General features: G+C 41.3%; 15 protein-coding genes, 2 tRNA genes and 1 pseudogene. 14 read left to right on the top strand and 4 right to left on the bottom strand.

Annotated features, from left to right (window positions below; genetic code table 11):
- Positions 1 to 314: 314 nt before the first annotated feature.
- Positions 315 to 1,475 carry a site-specific integrase gene (locus BACCOP_RS14845; protein WP_007570548.1) on the bottom strand — a complete coding sequence of 387 codons (1,161 nt, stop codon included), beginning with the start codon at positions 1,473 to 1,475 and terminating at the stop codon, positions 315 to 317.
- 299 nt (positions 1,476 to 1,774) lie between these two features.
- On the opposite strand from BACCOP_RS14845, the gene BACCOP_RS14840 reads away from it, so the two are divergent.
- The 4 genes from BACCOP_RS14840 (at position 1,775) to mnmA (ending at position 8,163) form a co-directional block, all read left to right on the top strand.
- A complete protein-coding gene (locus BACCOP_RS14840) occupies positions 1,775 to 4,642 on the top strand; it encodes a golvesin C-terminal-like domain-containing protein (RefSeq protein ID WP_007570546.1) in 2,868 nt (955 codons plus the stop codon).
- Positions 4,643 to 4,703: 61 nt separating this feature from the next.
- Complete coding sequence (locus BACCOP_RS14835) at positions 4,704 to 5,030, top strand: hypothetical protein (RefSeq protein WP_022125100.1); 327 nt, start codon at positions 4,704 to 4,706, stop codon at positions 5,028 to 5,030.
- 178 nt (positions 5,031 to 5,208) lie between these two features.
- A complete protein-coding gene (locus BACCOP_RS14830) occupies positions 5,209 to 7,023 on the top strand; it encodes a YgiQ family radical SAM protein (protein WP_007570542.1) in 1,815 nt (604 codons plus the stop codon).
- A 78-nt stretch (positions 7,024 to 7,101) separates the two neighbouring features.
- Positions 7,102 to 8,163, top strand: coding sequence for a tRNA 2-thiouridine(34) synthase MnmA (gene mnmA, locus BACCOP_RS14825; protein ID WP_040312142.1), 1,062 nt, complete (start codon positions 7,102 to 7,104; stop codon positions 8,161 to 8,163).
- Between the two features lie 70 nt (positions 8,164 to 8,233).
- On the opposite strand, the gene BACCOP_RS14820 is transcribed toward mnmA, so the two are convergent.
- Positions 8,234 to 8,833, bottom strand: a complete 600-nt coding sequence (locus BACCOP_RS14820; protein WP_007570538.1) for a MarC family protein — start codon at positions 8,831 to 8,833, stop codon at positions 8,234 to 8,236.
- Positions 8,834 to 9,003: 170 nt separating this feature from the next.
- On the opposite strand from BACCOP_RS14820, the pseudogene BACCOP_RS21440 reads away from it, so the two are divergent.
- From BACCOP_RS21440 to BACCOP_RS14795, 6 genes and pseudogenes are all read left to right on the top strand, one after another.
- Positions 9,004 to 9,663: pseudogene (locus BACCOP_RS21440) on the top strand (Crp/Fnr family transcriptional regulator); the annotation flags it as partial.
- A 39-nt stretch (positions 9,664 to 9,702) separates the two neighbouring features.
- Positions 9,703 to 11,739 carry a M3 family metallopeptidase gene (locus BACCOP_RS14815; RefSeq protein WP_040312141.1) on the top strand — a complete coding sequence of 679 codons (2,037 nt, stop codon included), beginning with the start codon at positions 9,703 to 9,705 and terminating at the stop codon, positions 11,737 to 11,739.
- Positions 11,736 to 12,200, top strand: a complete 465-nt coding sequence (locus tag BACCOP_RS14810) for a DUF4847 family protein (protein ID WP_007570534.1) — start codon at positions 11,736 to 11,738, stop codon at positions 12,198 to 12,200. Before BACCOP_RS14815 ends, BACCOP_RS14810 begins: the two co-directional genes overlap by 4 nt.
- Before the next feature lie 6 nt (positions 12,201 to 12,206).
- On the top strand, positions 12,207 to 12,641 hold the full coding sequence (locus BACCOP_RS14805) for a deoxycytidylate deaminase (RefSeq protein WP_007570533.1): 435 nt from the start codon (positions 12,207 to 12,209) through the stop codon (positions 12,639 to 12,641).
- 5 nt (positions 12,642 to 12,646) lie between these two features.
- Positions 12,647 to 14,287 (top strand): S41 family peptidase, encoded by a 1,641-nt coding sequence (locus BACCOP_RS14800; RefSeq protein ID WP_007570531.1) that lies wholly within the window; start codon positions 12,647 to 12,649, stop codon positions 14,285 to 14,287.
- A 223-nt stretch (positions 14,288 to 14,510) separates the two neighbouring features.
- On the top strand, positions 14,511 to 15,071 hold the full coding sequence (locus tag BACCOP_RS14795; protein ID WP_007570530.1) for a 5-formyltetrahydrofolate cyclo-ligase: 561 nt from the start codon (positions 14,511 to 14,513) through the stop codon (positions 15,069 to 15,071).
- 29 nt (positions 15,072 to 15,100) lie between these two features.
- Here the strand turns inward: BACCOP_RS14795 and BACCOP_RS14790 are convergent, their stop codons facing one another.
- Together BACCOP_RS14790 and recF are read right to left on the bottom strand one after the other, a co-directional pair.
- Positions 15,101 to 15,391, bottom strand: a complete 291-nt coding sequence (locus BACCOP_RS14790; protein WP_007570528.1) for a DciA family protein — start codon at positions 15,389 to 15,391, stop codon at positions 15,101 to 15,103.
- The gene (gene recF / locus BACCOP_RS14785) at positions 15,388 to 16,509 is read right to left on the bottom strand and encodes a DNA replication/repair protein RecF (protein ID WP_007570526.1); all 1,122 of its coding nucleotides are present in this window, start codon (positions 16,507 to 16,509) and stop codon (positions 15,388 to 15,390) included. Before recF ends, BACCOP_RS14790 begins: the two co-directional genes overlap by 4 nt.
- A gap of 163 nt (positions 16,510 to 16,672) precedes the next feature.
- Between recF and BACCOP_RS14780 the strand changes: the two genes are divergently transcribed.
- The 4 genes from BACCOP_RS14780 (at position 16,673) to BACCOP_RS14765 (ending at position 18,214) form a co-directional block, all read left to right on the top strand.
- Positions 16,673 to 17,350 (top strand): tetratricopeptide repeat protein, encoded by a 678-nt coding sequence (locus tag BACCOP_RS14780; protein ID WP_007570524.1) that lies wholly within the window; start codon positions 16,673 to 16,675, stop codon positions 17,348 to 17,350.
- A 154-nt stretch (positions 17,351 to 17,504) separates the two neighbouring features.
- Positions 17,505 to 17,999 carry a 6,7-dimethyl-8-ribityllumazine synthase gene (gene ribH / locus BACCOP_RS14775; protein WP_007570522.1) on the top strand — a complete coding sequence of 165 codons (495 nt, stop codon included), beginning with the start codon at positions 17,505 to 17,507 and terminating at the stop codon, positions 17,997 to 17,999.
- 51 nt (positions 18,000 to 18,050) lie between these two features.
- Positions 18,051 to 18,133 (top strand) — tRNA-Tyr (locus BACCOP_RS14770).
- A gap of 8 nt (positions 18,134 to 18,141) precedes the next feature.
- A tRNA-Gly gene (locus BACCOP_RS14765) sits at positions 18,142 to 18,214 on the top strand.
- Positions 18,215 to 18,224: the final 10 nt, after the last annotated feature.

Genomic DNA, 18,224 nt, shown 5'->3' with positions numbered 1-18,224 from the left:
ATTGCGGCTGTGTCATAGTCGGTTCTTTATGCTCTGCACTAACGCACAAAATAGGCAGAGTACTATGAAACAACGTATGTATAATAGTCTTCCGTTGTTACAAGATTTGGTACCCTGAACTATCATTCAACCAATCAAGGCTTCATCCTTATGTATGTCTTTTCGTCTTGCCCCTCAGTCGCCACCTGACTATTAGTGGACTTGGAGCTTTAATCAGTATGCTACACTCTCCATCGGGTTTCCCTTTTGGATAAACTGATTGACGATAGGACTATATCGAACCCAATCCTAACTTCTTGCTAAAGAAGTATTTATTAAGCGACCATTCTGGGCGCACTCGCATAGATTTGCGTAGTCTTGATGTTCGTATGCCCCAAAATACGGCTGACACTCTCGATTGGCATCCCTTTGCTGAGAGCCAGGATCGCAAATCCGTGCCTTGAGCAATGAAAGCTGATTTTCTTGGTGATGCCGCATTCCTTTATCATCTTTCCCATACGCTTGCATATTGACCAATAGTTGAGATTGGGGAATACAAGATTGTTTTCCTGAAAAGCCTTGTAACGCTCGATTATCTGCAAGGGAATATCCAGCAGCTTCACCTGAAACGGTACACCCGTCTTGTGTCGTTTGGAAATAATCCATTTCTCACCGTTCACTTCCACAATCTGGTCGTTGCTTAATTCCTTTATATCCACGAATGAGAGGGCGGTAAAACTGGCGAAAACAAAAATATCACGGAGATAGGAGTTCTTGGGGTCTTTGAGCTGAAATTCCATCAATGTTTTTAACTCATTCTCCGTCAGATATTCACGCTCTTTCGTGTTCGGGCTTATATGGAACTGGGCAAACGGATTCCTCGGTATATGTCCGTTGAAATGCGCCCGCATCACCACACCTTTCAGCCACATGCAGTTTTCCCATATCGAACCGTTGTGCAGTCCGGCTTCGTTGGAAAGGAACACGGCGAACTCCTTGATGAAGTCGGGCGTAAGTTCAGGCATGGAGATGTCGTTCCGCTTGTAATGTGACCTGATGAATGCCGCCACATGGTTTCTTGCCCGTACCCTTGCCATATAGGTTGCCCTGCCCCTGTCTTTTCCGACACGCTTCTTGAACACTTCATTTTCCTTGTCGAAAGCACCGAGCAACGTTTCATACTCACCGCCCAATCCCTGATAGGCATTGCGTACCATTTCTGCCGTTACATAGGCTTCACGGTCGGATATACGCTGGTAATGCTTGATGATTTGAGCCTTGATGTTGTCAAGCGCAAGATTGGTTTCCCTCGCTTCCATACTCTTGCCCTTTGCCTTGTTCCCTTTGGCATCCCAAAGCTCTTTCGGGATAGTCCGCTTGCAGCTGAACTGTGCTACCGTACCATTGATTGTAACTCGTCCCATGATGGGGACAATTCCGTTCTTTTCCTTACTGCCGTTCACGTAGAACAGCACCTTGAATGTGCTTCTTGCCATACTCGTTTCTTTTTGGTTGCAAAACTATAAATCAACGAGTTACCTATTGATAAGCAAAACTGCGCAGAACGCCGCAAAATGAAACAGGAACTGTTAAATCTGCACTTTCATCGGGTAATGATTAGGAAACCGTTCTTTTGCTTTAATCTGCTTTAAGACGGTTTTCAACTGTCTGCCCAACTTCTGCGTTTTTCCTCTAACTCCCTAATTATCAAATCCTGTTGCGTTAATCTGCTGCAATTCGGCGGATATTCCACAGATTTTCCGTAAGTTTGTCCCTCAACATAAAAACTTACATTATGAAACGATTTTTTCTTGCATATATCTGCCTGTTACTTTGTGTTTCAGGTAATTTACCGGCTCAAAGCTTGGAAAAAAATATTGAACAACGCTTGACGGACTATTTCATTAATTACCAGACGAGTTATGCAAATATCGGTACATGCAAACTCGACCACTTTACAGTCGATCATGAGCACAAGACTTTACAAGTATATGCCAATGATAATTTTGGTTACCAGCCTTTTACAGAAGAAAACACACAGGCTATTTACCGCTCTCTGAAACAGTTATTGCCTGGCCCCGTAAATTACTATCGGATAACTCTGTATGCTGACGGTCAGCCTATAGAAAATCTGATACCTAACTTTCTGCGCAAGAAGGGAAAGGACAAGGAACGTCTGTATGGAAAAATAGAATATAAAGGTGATGCATGGACGCAGAATATCTCGAAACCGTTCAAAATCAGTCAGGGATTACAGGACCGGCATATTGCCGTATGGCAAAGTCACGGAAAATTTTATAAGAACGACCGTAACGAATGGCGCTGGCAGCGTCCACGCTTGTTCGGTACTACCGAAGATTTGTATACTCAGTCTATCGTAGTACCTTATCTTATTCCGATGCTCGAAAACGCCGGAGCAGTGGTTTTTACACCACGTGAGCGCGACTGGCAAAAGAATGAGGTGATAGTGGACAATAATACATGTACTCCCGGCAGCCGGTACTTCGAAAAGAATTACAAAAAAAACGTATGGAAGACCACCTCGCAACCGGGGTTTGCCCAGAAATATCTCCGATATCCTGACAACTATAATCCGTTCCGCGACGGCACGGCACGCTTTATCTCTACCCTCTCAAAACCAGAAAAAGCTTTTGCCGAATGGATTCCCAATATTCCTGAAACAGGAAAATATGCTGTATATGTAAGTTATCAAACTTTGCCTCAGAGTGTTTCGGATGCCAAATATCTGGTATTCCATAAAGGAGGCGTCACCGAATTTAAAGTCAACCAGCAAATGGGTGGCGGAACGTGGGTGTATCTGGGTACATTCGAATTCGACAAAGGGGTGAACGATTACGGTATGGTAGTACTGAGCAACGAGAGTTCACAAAAAGGTGTAGTTTGCGCCGATGCTGTCCGCTTTGGAGGTGGTATGGGAAATATCATTCGCGGCGGAAACGTCAGCGGAGTGCCACGTTACCTGGAAGGAGCGCGCTACTGGGGGCAATGGGCAGGAATGCCATACGAGGTATACAGCAAGAGTCAGGGGGAAAACGATTATAATGATGATATCAATGCACGTTCACTGATGACCAACTACCTAAGTGGAGGTTCGGTGTTCAATCCCACGGAAAAAGGTCTGAAAGTTCCTTTCGAACTGACTTTTGCCATGCATAGTGATGCCGGATTCAAGACTGACGATGCGCTGGTTGGCTCACTGGGTATCTATACAACCAATTTCAACGACGGAAAGGTAAACAGCGGGATTTCACGTTATGCATCACGCGACTTGACAGACATGGTACTGACCGGATTGCAAAAAGATATCAGTTCACGCTTTGGCATACAGTGGGCACGACGCAGCATGTGGAACCGGAACTATAGCGAAACTCGCCTGCCGGCTGTACCTTCGATGATACTCGAAACACTTTCGCATCAGAATTTCGCCGATTTGAAACTGGGCTATGAACCGGAATTTAAATTTACGGTAGCACGTTCTGTTTACAAATCGATATTGAAATACCTCGCAGAAATGCATCATAGCAACTATACAGTTCAGCCGTTGCCAGTCAGCCATTTTGCAGTGACTGAAGGAAAGAAGAAAAATACATTCGAACTGCGCTGGATTCCAACAGAAGACCCGTTGGAACCAACAGCAAAAGCTCAGGGATATGTGGTTTATACGCGTATCGGATATGGTGGATTCGACAACGGAACATACGTAAAAGGGACCAGTTTTACTGTAAAAGCAGAACCTGGGCTGGTTTATAGTTTCAAGGTTACCGCTGTAAATAAGGGAGGTGAAAGTTTCCCTTCAGAAATTTTGTCGGCTTACAAAGCAAAGAGAAGTAAAGGTACAGTACTCATTGTAAATGCATTTCACCGTACAAGTAGACCGGAATCAATGAATAACCTTATGATGCAAGGTTTTGATATTCAGTCCGACCCGGGATTGCCATACATCAGCACGACAGCATTTTGCGGCTACCAGCAGAATTTTAACCGCACAAAAGCCGGTATAGAAACTGAAGAAGGTTTAGGTTATAGCGGCAATGAGCTGGAAGGAATGCAGATTGCCGGAAATACATTCGATTATCCGTTTGTGCACGGTAAGGCTATCCAGACAGCCGGACGCTATTCGTTTGTGTCATGCAGCAGCGAAACCGTTGAGAGTGGTTCTACTGATTTAAGTCCGTATTACATGGTAGATATTATTTATGGAGCAGAAAACAGCACTTTGAGCAGCCGTATGCAACAGGCTCTTACCAATTATTGTCGAGGTGGAGGAAAATTGTTTATCAGCGGTTCTTATATCGGTAATAAGCTGGGCGATACAAACTTCACCGCCAATGTTTTGAAATACACATACGGAGGAAGCATGAAACATGTACGCTCGGGAGAGATTTTCGGAACGAATATCAGGTTTCAGATTCCACGTGGTGCCAATGAGCAGACGTATGCTGTTCCTGCCCCCGACTGTATTCTTCCAGCTGAACAAGCTTTCCCTGTATTTTGTTATACAGAAGGAAAACAGTGTGCCGGAGTGGCTTATAAAGGAGCGTACCGTACTTTTGTTTTGGGCTTCCCTTTCGAAAGTATCGTGAATGCTGACCAGCGGACACATGTCATGAAAGCCATGCTGCACTTTTTTGAGGAGAAATAATGCTCTCTATTCATTTAATTTTTTATCTTTGCTCATGTAAACGTTAAAAATAATCAAGACTATGTACACAATACAAACAAACGTATCTGGCACACGCAGCATGGAGATATCGGAAGAACATCTGAAAACAATTCAAAAATATGCCTTGTTCCAACAACTGATAGACAGCAACGGTATTGTTGATGAATCGGTTCTTGACAAGCTGAAACTGAATGTCCGTTCGCTTATCGCATCCATGACAGAGAATTGTAAAGATTTATTAGATCTTTGCATTGATGTTATTTACCACAATAATATGAAAGCATTCGGACTTCATCAGTTGATTCTGCTTTACATTAAGTGGGAAAACGAACAACAGACAACAGAAGAAGAAACAGAAGAAGAATAATAAGAAAGGGCCTGTTTTAAATTTCATACCGGTTTATTTTTTTAGTTTTCCGTAAAAGAAAGCTGTAAAAATGCCGGAAAAACACATATCCGAAATTTTAAAACAGGCTCTTTCCTTGTTTTCTGACAAGGAATTTAAAAAAAGGGCAATGCCTGTGACTAACTAAAAATATTGAAATTTGAAAGAGTATAAACTAACCGACTGGTTGCCTACAACCAAAAAAGAAGTAGAATTGAGAGGATGGGATGAACTGGATGTTATCCTGTTCAGTGGAGATGCATATGTAGATCATCCTTCGTTTGGTGCTGCCGTCATCGGTCGTATGCTGGAAGCACAAGGACTAAAAGTGGCCATTATTCCCCAGCCTAACTGGCGTGATGATTTGCGCGATTTCAAAAAACTGGGACGACCACGATTGTTTTTCGGTGTTTCTGCCGGATGTATGGATAGTATGGTCAACAAATATACGGCCAACAAACGTCTGCGCAGTGAAGACGCATATACTCCCGACGGACGACACGACATGCGGCCGGAATATCCAAGCATTGTTTATACTCAGATATTGAAAAAACTCTATCCGGACGTACCAGTCATCCTGGGGGGAATTGAGGCTTCCCTGCGCCGGTTGACTCATTATGATTATTGGGAAGACAAAGTCCGTCCTTCTATCCTGACCGAATCAGGAGCCGACTTGTTGATATACGGAATGGGAGAAAAACCCATTACAGATTTATGCAAACGGCTGAAAACAGACGGTGCTATCCCCTACGACTTACCTCAAACGGCTTATTTGTGCCGGAAAGCTAAGTTTGCTTCCAGCGAAAACGATTTGCGCTTGTTTTCACACGAGGAGTGCTTGAAGGATAAAAAGAAACAGGCACAAAACTTCCGCCATATTGAGGAGGAATCGAATAAATATGAAGCTGCACGCATCTATCAGGAAGTTGGAAACGATGTGGTAGTGGTGAATCCTCCATACCCTCCAATGACACAGGGAGAACTTGATATGTCGTTCGACTTGCCTTATACCCGCTTGCCTCATCCTAAGTATAAAGGGAAGCGGATTCCTGCCTTCGACATGATAAAATTCTCGGTCAATATTCATCGGGGATGCTTCGGAGGATGTGCTTTCTGTACGATTTCTGCGCATCAGGGAAAATTTATCGTGAGCCGGAGCAAGGAAAGTATTTTAAAGGAAGTAAAGGCTATTACGGAAATGCCTGATTTTAAAGGTTACTTAAGTGATCTGGGAGGACCTTCGGCAAACATGTATGGCATGCACGGACGTGACGAACGTATGTGCCGCCGGTGCAAACGCCCGTCGTGTATCCATCCTAAGGTATGTCCGAACCTGAATACCGATCATCGCCCGCTGCTGGATATTTATCATGCTGTCGATGCGCTCCCTAAGATTAAAAAGAGTTTTATCGGAAGCGGTGTCCGATATGATTTACTGTTGCACGAGAGCAAGGATCCTGAAGTAAACAAGAGTACGGCGGAATACACTCGGGAGCTGATAGCACGTCATGTAAGCGGACGCTTGAAAGTGGCTCCGGAACATACCAGCGACCGTGTGCTTTATATCATGCGTAAACCGCCGTTTGAACAGTTCTATCGCTTCAAACGTATCTTCGACCGAATAAATAAGGAGCTGAACCTGCGTCAGCAAATCATTCCTTATTTCATCAGCAGTCACCCGGGATGTACTGAAGAAGATATGGCTGAACTTGCCGTTATCACCAAACGGCTGGATTTCCACCTGGAGCAGGTACAGGACTTTACTCCTACTCCTATGACTGTAGCTACAGAGGCATGGTATACAGGCTATCATCCTTATACACTGGAACCTGTATTCTCTGCCAAAACTCAGAAAGACAAACTGGCACAGCGTATGTTCTTCTTCTGGTACAAGCCAGAAGAACGGCGTGCTATCATCAATGAGCTGAAGAAAATAGGAAGAAGTGACCTGATCGACAAGCTATATGGCAGGTAGTAAATGCAAAATACCCTAAAAAAGGTATTTGCTACAAAGCTGATAGGCGGTATCTTTGCAACAAACAAAATATCGCCCATGAATATAGCTGCACTTATCTCAGGCGGAGTAGACAGTGCCGTAGCCGTACATTTACTCTGCGAGCAAGGATACAAACCTGACTTATTTTACATTAAGATAGGAATGGACACCGACAACGAACTTAGTTGTACGGCAGAAGAGGATATCGAACTGGCTACTGCTACGGCACGCCGTTACGGCCTGCAACTGGAGATTATTGACCTTCAGAAAGAATATTGGGATCAGGTGGTAGCATATACAATAGAAAAGGTTCGAAACGGATTTACTCCCAATCCGGATGTAATGTGCAACAAGCTGATCAAATTCGGTTGTTTTGAGCAAAAGGCTGGATATGCTTACGATAAAATAGCGACAGGACATTACGCGTCAACTTGTGAACTGAATGGAAAAACCTGGCTGGCAACAGCAAAAGATGCGATTAAAGACCAGACTGACTTTCTGGCTCAAATCAATTATCTGCAAGTTTCCAAATTGCTATTTCCGTTAGGCGGTTACATGAAAAAAGAAATACGCCATATTGCAGCTCAGGCAAAACTGCCCAGCGCACAAAGGAAAGACAGTCAGGGAATCTGCTTTCTAGGAAAAATCAATTACAACGACTTTATACGACGCTTCTTAGGAGAACGCCAGGGAAGTATCATAGAACTGGAATCGGGTAAAGAAATAGGCAAACATCGCGGATTCTGGTTTCACACTATCGGCCAACGTAAAGGACTGGGATTGAGTGGAGGTCCGTGGTTCGTTGTAGACAAAGATACAGAAAACAATATATTGTATGTATCGCATGGATATGACACAGAACAGCAATACAGCAATGAATTCAAATTAACAGACTTTCATTTCATTACAGACAATCCATGGCTTACGGAAAAAGAACAGCAAGTCTGCTTTAAAGTCCGCCACACAGACGGCTTTCATCAGGGAAATCTCATATTAAAGAATGGCATATGCCACATCAGAAGCTCTGAAAAAATACAAGGTATCGCTCCCGGTCAGTTTGGGGTTATTTACGACAAAGACGCCCATTTATGTATCGGAAGTGGAGAAATACGAAAATAAAGTCTCTCTACATCTGGATAAATCGGGAACAAGCTGCAGTTTTTTTCCTGCATGGCTTGTCCTGATTTTATTATTTTAACTGTTGGAACTGATCTATCAAAGAAGTTATATTTGCAGTAAACAGGCGAGCGGAAATAGCAAGCAAAATTATACCGAAGAATTTCCGGATAATATAAATACCACCTTTCCCTAAAATGCGTTCTATACGGTCGGTCATCTTCAGTACGATATATACCCACACCATATTTAGCAGTAGCGCGATAATAATGTTAATAGAAGCATATTCGGCTCTTAGTGAAAGCAAGGTAGTAAACGAACCGGCTCCGGCAAGCAGAGGGAAAACTAAAGGGACTAGTGTCGCCTCTTTTATAGGTCCTGTATTCTTAAATATCTCTATATCAAGAATCATTTCCAGCGACATTAGAAAAATTACAAACGCTCCGGCAACGGCAAACGAAGCAATGTCAACCTGAAATAGCTTCAGCATCATATCACCGGCAAAAAAGAACCCTAACAATAATGCCGCAGCAATTAAAGTAGCCTGAACAGCATTTACCGCACGACCTTTTTGCTTTAAATCTAAAATAATAGGCACAGCACCTATTATATCAATTACTGCAAACAATACGATAAAAGCACTGATCAGCTCTTGAAAATTTAAAGTTCCCATATTCTCTTCATTACGATTAATGTTACGCAAAGTTATGCAAAAATAACCATAATGCAAGGGAGCAGGCAAACATTATCAGACGGAAAGAAACGATAAAAAAGGTAAAAGCCGGAAAAACATTCAAAATATTCGCTACTTTTGTACGTTAAAATATAACTTAATAAAGTTAAATGCCGATGCAAAGCACTATGTACGATAAGCTTTTATTGCTACCTCTGTTTCAAGGACTATGCAAGGAAGACTTTACATCCATACTGGAAAAAGTTAGATTGCATTTTCAGAAGTATACAGCCGGAAGCCGCATTGTAAAACAAGGTGATTATTGTAACAATATCATTTTCATTTTACAAGGTGAAATACGCGCTGAGTCTGTAGACCATACTTACCATTATACTATCCACGAAACACTGGAAAGCCCTCAAATCATTGAGCCTTACTCACTGTTTGGCATGTATCCGCAATATACGGCATCGTATTATGCACATACAAATGTAAATGCCATAACCATAGACAAAGCTTATATTCTGTCGGAGCTTAATAAATACGAGATATTTCAGCTCAATTATTTAAATATGTTGAGTAACCGGGCACAAACGGTCTACCGTAAGCTGAAAAGTCCACATGCAAGTGACACACTGGATAAAATAGTAAATTTCATGCAACTCCGGTGCATTACTCCTACTGGGGAGAAAAAACTCCAGATACGCATGGAAGACCTTGCAGAACAGATTGACGATACAAGAATTAATGTATCGAAAGTGCTGAACGAACTAAAAGACGGAGGAGTTATCCGGTTGAGCCGAAGAATTATCGATATACCCGACATGGAAACATTAAGTAATTACAAAGAGAATAAAAAAACTTTATTTATGGAAAACCCGTTTTTACAACCATATACAACGCCGCACGGAACCGTTCCTTTTGACAAGATAGAGCTTGTACATTACGAGCCTGCTATCCGGGAAGGAATCAGCCAGGAAGATAAAGAGATAAATGATATTATATCGAATCCGGAAAAACCGACATTCAAAAATACAATACTGGCACTGGAACAGTCGGGCAAGTTACTGGATCAGGTAACTACAGTGATGTTTAATCTGATGAGTGCTGAAACCTGCAATGAACTGGATGAAATTGCAGAGAAAATGATGCCTTTACTTTCGGAGCACAGCAACAATATCAGCTTAAATGAAAAACTCTTTGAACGCGTAAAGCAAGTTTACGAAGAAAGAAAGAACCTGAAGCTTACTCCGGAAGAATTGCGACTGCTTGAAAAGACATACGACGGTTTTGTACGAAACGGAGCTAACCTGTCAGAAGAAGATAAAGTAACATTCAGAAAAATAAGTACAGAGTTAAGTTCACTGACTCTGCGTTTCTCACAAAACCATTTGAAAGAAACAAATAGCTACGAGTTGCTTTTAGATTCTGAAGAGCAGTTGAAAGGACTCCCTGAAAGTATTATAGAAGCTGCGGCTCATACAGCGAAAGAAAAAGGGAAAAATGGCTGGATAATTACCCTGCAAGCACCCAGCTATGTTCCTTTCATGAAATATAGTGAGAACCGCGAATTGCGCCGTAAACTGTATATGGCTTACAATACCCAATGTATACACGACAATGAACAAAACAATGAGGATGTTGTAAAACAATTGGTAAATCTGCGCATGCAGCTAGCACAGCTTCTCGGATTTAAGAATTATGCAGACTACGCACTTCGCAAACGTATGGCAGAAAACAGTGAGCGAGTATATCAGTTACTCGATCAGCTGCTGGAAGCATATACACCAACCGCCCGAGAAGAAGTGAAAGAAATTGAAGCGCTTGCACAACGTACAGAAGGAAAAGACTTCCAGCTGATGCCGTGGGATTTTTCATATTATGCAGAAAAACTGAAAAACGAGAAATTCAATCTCGACGAGGAAGCACTTCGCCCCTACTTTGAGTTAAGCAGGGTCAAGGAAGGTGTATTCGGACTGGCAACCCGCCTATATGGTGTTTCATTCAAAGAGAATAAAGACATCCCGGTATATCATCCGGACGTACAGGCTTATGAAGTATATGATAAAGACGGCAGTTATCTGGCTGTTCTGTATACTGATTTCCATCCGCGTGCGGGAAAGCGCTCTGGTGCATGGATGACAAGCTACAAAGAGCAATGGATAGAAGCAAACGGCACCAACAGCCGTCCTCATGTTTCTGTAACCATGAACTTTACCAAACCGACAGCCAATAAGCCTGCATTGCTCACTTTTTCGGAAGTGAATACATTCCTTCATGAATTCGGACATGCGCTGCATGGTATATTTGCCAACACTCGCTTTAAAAGCATGAGCGGGACAAATGTTTACTGGGACTTCGTAGAACTGCCTTCGCAAATAATGGAAAACTTTGCCATTGAAAAAGATTTTCTTAATACATTTGCACGTCATTATCAGACAAACGAATCTATTCCGGAAGAATTGTTGCAACGGATTATAGATGCTTCAAACTTTAATGTTGCTTACGCTTGTCTGCGACAAATCAGTTTCGGATTACTGGATATGGCTTGGTACACCCGGGATAAGGCGTTCGACGGTGATGTTCGTGAATATGAACGTGAAGCATGGAAACGCACGCAATTATTACCTCCGGTAAAGGAAACATGCATGACCGTACAATTCGGACATATCATGTCGGGAGGATATTCTGCCGGATACTATAGCTATAAATGGGCTGAAGTGCTTGATGCCGATGCTTTCTCTGTTTTCAAGAAGAAAGGAATATTCAATCAGGATGTTGCCCAATCGTTCCGGGACAATATTTTATCAAAAGGAGGTACTGAACACCCGATGACTCTTTACAAACGATTCCGGGGACAAGAACCGACCATTCACGCATTACTAAAACGAAATGGAATAAAATGAAGCTAGATATAAGAAAATATATACGCTGTCTGCTATTTGTACTGCCTTTCTTGTTGAGCAGTTGCAATCAGGAAGATGACATAAATGAAATTTTTGTCAGTGGCCAGTGGCAACTGGTAAATTATTATACAGGCATAGACTGGAATAATTATAATGCCAATGCCAAACCTACATATACTAAGCCTGAAGATTTGAAAGTAATAAACGCTTTCAGCATTATGTTCAACGACGACGGAACGGTTCAGGGCAATATCGAGAATGGTACGTATAGCGGTAAATGGCAGGCCAATGCCAAAGACCGTTCTATCAGAATTACTCAGATAGAATGTACGGTAAGTCTTTCTGGAAAGAACAAAGAATTTATAGATAAACTGAAAAACGTTCAATTTTATCAAGGCGACAATATCATGTTGCGCCTTGCGCCCAATGAACGTACCACATGTATGCAATTCAGACATTAATATATTATGGAAAATACGGAAAACAAACAAGAGATTCTTGACAAGCGCTATATGCAAATGGCTACTATCTGGTCGGAAAACTCATACTGTAACCGGCGAAAAGTAGGTGCCTTGATAGTAAAGAACAAAATGATTATTTCTGACGGATACAATGGTACTCCGGCGGGATTTGAAAACGTGTGTGAAGATGAACATGGCATCACTAAGCCTTATGTACTGCATGCAGAAGCCAATGCTATCACAAAAATAGCAAGATCGAACAACAGCAGTGAGGGAGCAACCCTTTATGTCACAGCATCTCCTTGCATAGAATGTGCCAAGCTTATTATCCAAGCTGGAATAAAGCGTGTGGTTTTTGCTGAAAAATATCGGCTGGAAGATGGATTGGAACTCCTAAAACGTGCAAATATAGAACTAGTTTATTTAACTCCTAACGAATAAAAGATATGAGTAGTAACAAGAATCGACTAATGCCTTTCCTACTGGCTATCTGTCTTGTAGCTGGTATCCTGATAGGAACGTTTTATACGAATCATTTTTCTGGCAACAAGCTGGGAATCATCAATACATCTTCTAATAAACTGAATGCCCTGCTGCATATAATCGATGAACAATATGTAGATACTGTAAGTATGTTCAATCTGGTAGAAGAAGCCATGCCGCAAATCCTTGCCGAACTGGACCCGCATTCATCATATATTCCGGCAAAAGATCTGGAAGCTGTTAATTCAGATCTGAAAGGAAGTTTCAGTGGTATCGGAGTTCAGTTTACGATACAAGATGATACGATTCATATTAACAGTGTAATTCAAGGTGGTCCGTCTGAAAAAGTCGGCCTTCTTGCCGGCGACCGTATCGTAGAGGTAGACGATTCTAGCTTCGTAGGAAAAATAGTGACCAATTCGGAAGCCATGCGCCGTCTAAAAGGCGAAAAAGGAAGTAAAGTCAAATTAGGTATATACCGACCGGGAGAAAAAGAAATTCTTCATTTCACCGTGGTACGTGGAGATATACCTGTGAAAAGTATTGATGCAGCTTACATGATTAATGACAAATTCGGATACGTCAAAGTCAACAAATTCGGTGAGACAACCTATCCGGAGCTGCTGGTTGCATTAGCACAATTGTCTCAGGCAAACTGCAAAGGTATGATTATAGACCTTCGTGGAAACACCGGAGGATATATGGCAGCTGCCATTCAGATGGTAAATGAATTCTTACCGAACAATAAACTTATTGTATATACGGAAGGAAGAAAGTCGCCACGTGAAAATTATACTTCAAACGGAACAGGAAGCAGCCAGACTATGCCACTTATTGTCTTAATGGACGAAGGATCTGCATCGGCCAGCGAGATTTTTGCCGGAGCAATTCAAGATAATGACCGAGGAACCATTATCGGCCGCCGTTCTTTTGGAAAAGGTCTTGTACAGCAGCCTATCGAATTCAGCGACGGTTCTGCTATCCGATTGACTATCGCACGTTATTATACACCTTCCGGACGTTGTATTCAGAAACCTTATGAAAAAGGAAATGATGCAGAATACGAAATGGACATTATCACCCGTTACGAACATGGAGAATTTTTCTCAGCCGACAGTATCAAGCAGAATATAAAAGAAATTTACCATACAAGCTTAGGACGTACGGTATATGGAGGTGGTGGTATCATGCCGGATATTTTTGTTCCACAAGATACAACAGGTATGACTTCATATTACAGAATGGCTGCTACACGCGGCTTAATTATCCGTTATACACTCGACTATACAGATAAAAACCGTAACAAGCTTAAAGAGTATGATACTCCACAAAAGATGGAAGCTTATTTAAAAACTCAAAATCTGTTAGAGAAGTTCGCTGAATATGCAGAGAAGAAAGGACTAAAACGCCGGAATATCCTGATGTATAAATCGAAACAGCTGTTCGAAGAAAGCTTATATGGAAACATCATTTACAACATGTTAGGCATAGAGGCATACATCACTTATTCAAACTTGACAGATAAGACTGTACAAAAGGCTCTTGAAGTACTGGAAAAAGGAGAATCATTCCCCCAAGCTCCAGAAAAAACTTCAGAAAAATAAACGAAGCGTCTTAATTCAACGAATATTCAAAGAATAAGAGAGTATGTCAAAACTCAAGTTCCATAAAAAGGAATTTAGAATCTGAAGCTTGACTACTTTATTTACAATAAAAGAGCCTTATCATTATCCTGAAACTGGGGTTTGATAAGGCTCTAAATATTTAGATTCTATAATAGATAATTATTACGGTTACTTTTAGTTGATCTTAATCCTCTCACTCAATATGTTAAAAGAAGAAAAACGTTTACTACGTCGCTGCATCGCAGACAAAAAAAAAATGTATACTAATCATGAATTGGCTACATACTCTACGTTGCTGCTAAGCAAATTGGAAAGGCATCCACTTTTTGCTGAAGCCCAAACAATATTAATGTATTACTCATTGCCTGATGAGGTACAAACGCACGATTTCATCGAAAAATGGAGTCATAGTAAAAACATTATCTTGCCTGTTGTAAAAGGTGACGAGCTCGAACTACGATATTATACAGGAAAACAGGATCTTCAAAAAGGCAGTTACAATATAGAAGAACCTCAAGGTGAACTTTTAAGCAACTATGACAAAATAGACCTTGCCATTATCCCTGGTGTAGCATTCGACTCACAGGGTAATCGTCTGGGAAGAGGAAAGGGATATTACGACCGACTGCTTAAGCAACTTAATGCATATAAAATAGGTATCTGCTTTCACTTTCAGATTTGTACGTATATCCCTACCGAAATATTCGACAAGCCTATGGATGAAGTGTGGAGTGAAGAGGAATCTTTCATACCAAACAAATAAAAGAGTATGTAAAATTCCACCGAATATCATCAACGGAAGATGATATTTACAATAACCTGTGCTCCTACTTGTGAATTCAGGTTACGAATCAACAATTGACGACTCATCATCAGCTCCTGACGGAGAACGGATGAAGACAAATGTACGAAAAGTACTTGATTCTTAATGTATATATTAGTCGTATAACGAGCAATAGCTTCCCCCACGACATCCTTCCAGGCATCAACCAGCCGATATTCATTCAAAGGAGTTTCAAGTCCCTCCTGTCTGAGAAGACGCCGCAACACCTCTCCTACCTGTTCTGTATTATTCCGCTTCATATTTCCTCCTCTTCATTGCAACGTTCAGATACAACTCCACCATCAACTTCAAAGAGTTTATAATCTCCTTCGATCTTACGTAAGATTTTATCCAAATGATCTCTGTTCGTATCGGTCACAAATATTTGTCCGAAACTGTCTCCAGCAACCAATTTTACAATTTGCTCAACACGAGAAGCATCCAACTTATCAAAAATATCATCTAACAATACGATGGGAGTGGTACGACTTCCGGTACGCTTCAGGAACTCAAACTGAGCTAACTTCAACGCTATCAGATACGTTTTATTCTGCCCCTGAGAGCCTTCCCGCTTAATGGGGAAATCTCCCAGCTGCATTATCAAATCATCCTTATGGATACCACGGGTAGAATATCCTAAAATACGATCACGCTGACGAACCTCCTTCAGTTGTTCAAGAAGATTTCCTTTGGCAGCATGCGACTCATAGGACAAGCTTACTTGCTCCCTGTCCTGGGAAATATAAGAATAATACGACTGGAAAACGGGAATAAATTCATCAATAAAGGCTTTACGCTTGGCATATACCGTTTCACCGGAAGCAGCCATCATCTCCTCCCACACCAACATCAGCTCTTCTTCCGGTTCAACATCTGCTTTAAGCAATGAATTTCTCTGAAGAAGGGCTTTGTTATAACGGATCAGAGCCTCTAAGTATTCACGGTCAAACTGCGAAATGACGACATCAATAAATCTGCGCCGCTCTTCACTTCCACCTGCAATCAACCACGAATCGGCCGGTGAAACCATGACAAGAGGAATCAGCCCTATATGGTCTGACAGGCGTGAATACTCTTTTTTATTACGTTTGAATTGCTTTTTCTGACGGCGTTTCAGCCCACAATATACTTCTTCGGGCTCTCCCTCGTCCGTTTCATAAAACCCCTGCACAACAAAAAAGTCACGATCATGCAAAATATTTTGTGAATCAATGGCATTGGTAGCACTTTTACAAAACGAAAGATAATAAACTGCATCCAGCAAATTGGTTTTTCCCATCCCATTTTTGCCTATTATACAATTCATTTTACGTGAAAAAGCAACTTCTACTTGCTCCAGATTTTTATAGTTTAATATAGAGATGCGTTTAAGCCACATAGTTCAAAACCTAAATTCAGACTACAAAATTAGCAATAAAAGCACGATTGATAAAAAAACATGCCCGCAAATTTCATTTATAAACATAAATAAACTACTTTTGCTGACCGAAATATAAATTACTAAATAATAGAAGAGAAATAATAAAAAACAATTAAATAAAATGGCAGAACAAAAACACACTCATGACCCATTGAATGTAGATGAAGCACTGAGTACTTCTGAAGCATTCCTTTTAAAGTACAAAAACCTGTTAGTAGGTATTGTAGTAGCTATTGTTGTTATCGTATGTGGCACATTGGCTTACAAACATTTTATCGGTGAACCTAAAGAGTTGAAAGCTTCTGAGGCACTTTTCAAAGGTGAACAGTATTTTGGCAACGACAATTATGAAACTGCACTGAAGGGTGACAGCTTGGGTTACGCAGGTTTTCTGAAAATAGCAGATGAATTCAGCGGTACAGAAGCAGGAAACTTGGCAAATGCTTATGCTGGTATTTGCTATGCACAGCTCGGAAAGTATGAAGAAGCTGCAAAATATCTGGATAAATTCAGCGCAGATGATTATATGGTTGCTCCTGCCATTATTGGTACAATGGGTAACTGTTATGCTCAGATGGGACAGCTTGACAAAGCAGCTGCAACATTGCTGAAAGCTGCAGACAAAGCAAACAGCACTACTTTAAGCCCAATCTACTTGCTTCAGGCTGGTCAGATACTTGAAAAGCAAGGTAAAAATGCAGAAGCTGTTGAAGCTTACAAGCAAATTAAAACAAAATATGCAAACTCATTCCAGGCAATGGACATTGATAAATACATTGACCGTGCTTCAATCAAATAATAACTAGCATATTTATTACATATATAATAAGGTATTGTCATTCGGAGCAAAGCGAAGAATCTCGGATACATCAACGTGGATGCTCATGAGATTCAAACTTTACTCCGAATGATTTTTTATTTCATATTCATCTAATCATTTATACATAATTATTATGGCAACAGCATATCACAACTTATCAGATTACGATTTCACCTCTGTACCCGACGCTTCTCAAATGCGTTTTGGAATTGTTGTCTCAGAATGGAACAGCAATATAACTGGCGCATTATTGGAAGGTGCGGTAAAAACATTGAAAAAGCATGGTGCAAAAGACGAAAACATACTTGTACAAACAGTTCCAGGAAGTTTTGAATTAACTTTCGGCTCAGCACAAATGATAAAAAGTGGAAAAGTTGATGCAGTAATAGCTTTAGGATGCGTAGTTCGTGGAGATACTCCACATTTTGACTATGTTTGCGCCGGAGCAACTCAAGGAATTACACAACTGAATGCAACTACCGATATACCAGTGATTTACGGCCTAATCACGACCAATAACATGGAACAGGCTGAAGAACGAGCAGGAGGAAAATTAGGCAATAAAGGCGATGAATGTGCAATTACTGCAATAAAAATGATAGATTTTGTTTGCAAATTAAAAAAATAGTTGTACCTTTGCATCGCAATTGAGAAAAACACTAGTCAATCAGTTGCGAAAGGGCAAATACCAGAGTGGCCAAATGGGGCAGACTGTAAATCTGCTGGCTTACGCCTTCGGTGGTTCGAATCCATCTTTGCCCACTAAAATTGCGGAAGTAGCTCAGTCGATAGAGCATTAGCCTTCCAAGCTGAGGGTCGCGGGTTTGAGTCCCGTCTTCCGCTCTTCTGAAAA

The organism is Phocaeicola coprocola DSM 17136 (genome assembly GCF_000154845.1).
Taxonomy (GTDB): Bacteria; Bacteroidota; Bacteroidia; order Bacteroidales; family Bacteroidaceae; genus Phocaeicola; species Phocaeicola coprocola.
Note: the sequence above shows the minus strand (reverse complement) of the source record. Positions and strands in the feature narration are given on the sequence as shown.

Excerpts from the sequence above, each read along its gene's own strand:
- BACCOP_RS14815 (WP_040312141.1), top strand. The coding sequence starts at position 9,703 with ATGGAAAACCCGTTTTTACAACCATATACAACGCCGCACGGAACCGTT.
- BACCOP_RS14800 (WP_007570531.1), top strand. The coding sequence starts at position 12,647 with ATGAGTAGTAACAAGAATCGACTAATGCCTTTCCTACTGGCTATCTGT.
- BACCOP_RS14810 (WP_007570534.1), top strand. The coding sequence starts at position 11,736 with ATGAAGCTAGATATAAGAAAATATATACGCTGTCTGCTATTTGTACTG.
- recF (WP_007570526.1), bottom strand. The coding sequence starts at position 16,509 with ATGTGGCTTAAACGCATCTCTATATTAAACTATAAAAATCTGGAGCAA.
- BACCOP_RS14780 (WP_007570524.1), top strand. The coding sequence starts at position 16,673 with ATGGCAGAACAAAAACACACTCATGACCCATTGAATGTAGATGAAGCA.
- ribH (WP_007570522.1), top strand. The coding sequence starts at position 17,505 with ATGGCAACAGCATATCACAACTTATCAGATTACGATTTCACCTCTGTA.
- BACCOP_RS14790 (WP_007570528.1), bottom strand. The coding sequence starts at position 15,391 with ATGAAGCGGAATAATACAGAACAGGTAGGAGAGGTGTTGCGGCGTCTT.
- BACCOP_RS14795 (WP_007570530.1), top strand. The coding sequence starts at position 14,511 with ATGTTAAAAGAAGAAAAACGTTTACTACGTCGCTGCATCGCAGACAAA.
- BACCOP_RS14840 (WP_007570546.1), top strand. The coding sequence starts at position 1,775 with ATGAAACGATTTTTTCTTGCATATATCTGCCTGTTACTTTGTGTTTCA.
- BACCOP_RS14820 (WP_007570538.1), bottom strand. The coding sequence starts at position 8,833 with ATGGGAACTTTAAATTTTCAAGAGCTGATCAGTGCTTTTATCGTATTG.
- BACCOP_RS14835 (WP_022125100.1), top strand. The coding sequence starts at position 4,704 with ATGTACACAATACAAACAAACGTATCTGGCACACGCAGCATGGAGATA.
- BACCOP_RS14805 (WP_007570533.1), top strand. The coding sequence starts at position 12,207 with ATGGAAAATACGGAAAACAAACAAGAGATTCTTGACAAGCGCTATATG.
- BACCOP_RS14845 (WP_007570548.1), bottom strand. The coding sequence starts at position 1,475 with ATGGCAAGAAGCACATTCAAGGTGCTGTTCTACGTGAACGGCAGTAAG.
- mnmA (WP_040312142.1), top strand. The coding sequence starts at position 7,102 with ATGAATATAGCTGCACTTATCTCAGGCGGAGTAGACAGTGCCGTAGCC.